Origin of the sequence: Streptomyces sp. NRRL B-24572 (assembly GCF_002156145.1) — a bacterium.
Classification (GTDB): domain Bacteria; phylum Actinomycetota; class Actinomycetes; order Streptomycetales; family Streptomycetaceae; genus Streptomyces; species Streptomyces vietnamensis.
Genome location: NZ_MWIG01001095.1, coordinates 1 through 1,495, shown reverse-complemented (window position 1 = coordinate 1,495; position 1,495 = coordinate 1). Strand labels below are relative to the sequence as shown.

2 protein-coding genes are annotated in these 1,495 nt (G+C 74.2%); both read right to left on the bottom strand.

Translation table 11 applies throughout. The features are described 5' to 3' along the window. Positions 1–40: 40 nt before the first annotated feature. On the bottom strand, positions 41–1,243 hold the full coding sequence (locus CCN56_RS40480; protein WP_086832532.1) for a CaiB/BaiF CoA-transferase family protein: 1,203 nt from the start codon (positions 1,241–1,243) through the stop codon (positions 41–43). After that, on the bottom strand, positions 1,240–1,495 hold a 256-nt coding region (locus tag CCN56_RS40475; protein ID WP_256962441.1), incomplete at its 5' end, for a PfkB family carbohydrate kinase. The genes CCN56_RS40480 and CCN56_RS40475, both read right to left, overlap by 4 nt.

Here is a 1,495-nt window from a genome sequence, read left to right as displayed (position 1 = left end):
GGAGCGGTATGAGCCCCCTCGTCGGGGCCGCTGAGGGGGCTCATACCGCTCCTTGCTCGCGGAGGGCGTCGATCTCGGCGGGGGTGAGGCCGAGTTCGGAGAGGACGGCGGTGGTGTCGGCGCCGTGCGGCCGGCCGGACCAGCGGATGGCGCCGGGGGTCTCGGAGAGGCGGAAGAGGACGTTCTGCATCTTGATCGGGCCGAGTTCGGGGTCCTGCACCTCGGTCACGGTGCGGAGCGCCTGGTACTGCGGGTCGGCGACGACGTCCCGGACGTCGTAGACGGGGGCGATGGCCGCCTCCGCCTTCTCGAAGGCCGCCATCGCCTCGTCGCGGGTGTGGCGGGCGATCCACGAGCCGACCGCCTCGTCGAGGACGTCCGCGTGCTCGGCCCGGCCCGTGCCGTCGGCGAACCACGGCTCGTCGATCAGCTCCGGGCGGCCGACGAGCCGCAGCACCCGCTCGGCGATCGACTGGGCGGAGGTGGAGACGGCGACCCAGGAGCCGTCGGCGGTCCGGTAGGTGTTGCGCGGGGCGTTGTTGCGGGAGCGGTTGCCGGTCCGGGGCTGGACGTAACCGAGCTGGTCGTACCAGAGGGGGTGGGGTCCGATGACGGAGAGCATCGGTTCGATGATCGCCATGTCGACGACCTGGCCGCGGCCGGTCGCCGTCCTCGCGGTGAGCGCGGTCATCACCGCGTACGCCGTGGCGAGGGCGGCGATCGAGTCGGCGAGGCCGAAGGGCGGCAGGGTCGGCGGCCCGTCCGGCTCGCCGGTGATCGCGGCGAAGCCGCTCATCGCCTCGGCGAGGGTGCCGAAGCCGGGGCGGTGGGCGTACGGGCCGAACTGGCCGAAGCCGGTGACCCGGGCCAGCACCAGACGAGGGTTGACGGTGGAGAGCTCCTCCCAGCCCAGACCCCAGCGTTCCAGGGTGCCGGGGCGGAAGTTCTCCACGACGACGTCCGCGTCGGCGGCGAGCGCGAGCAGCGTGTCACGGCCGCCCGGCGAGGACAGGTCGAGGGTGATCGCCCGCTTGTTCCGGCCGAGGACCTTCCACCACAGGCCGATGCCGTCCTTGGCGGGGCCGTGGCCACGGGACGGATCCGGCTTGCGGGGATGCTCGACCTTGACGACGTCGGCGCCGAAGTCGCCCAGCATCATGGCCGCGAGCGGGCCGGCGAAGAGGGTCGCGAGATCCAGGACGCGCAGCCCGTGCAGGGGCGCCGTGGACGTCTCGGTGGTCATACGGCGTTCGCCTCCAGCGAGTCGGGGGAGCGGAAGGCGGCCTCGATCTCGACGCGGTACGGCATCGAGGTCGACGCGCCCTCGCGCTGGACGGAGAGCGCGGCGGCCGTCTGCGCCCAGGCGAGCGCCTCCGGGGCGGGACGGCCCTCGCCGAGGGCGACCGCGAGGGCGCCGACGAAGGTGTCGCCCGCTCCCGTGGTGTCCACGGCCCGGACCCGGGGCGCGGGGACGGTGACCGGTTCGGCGCCGCGC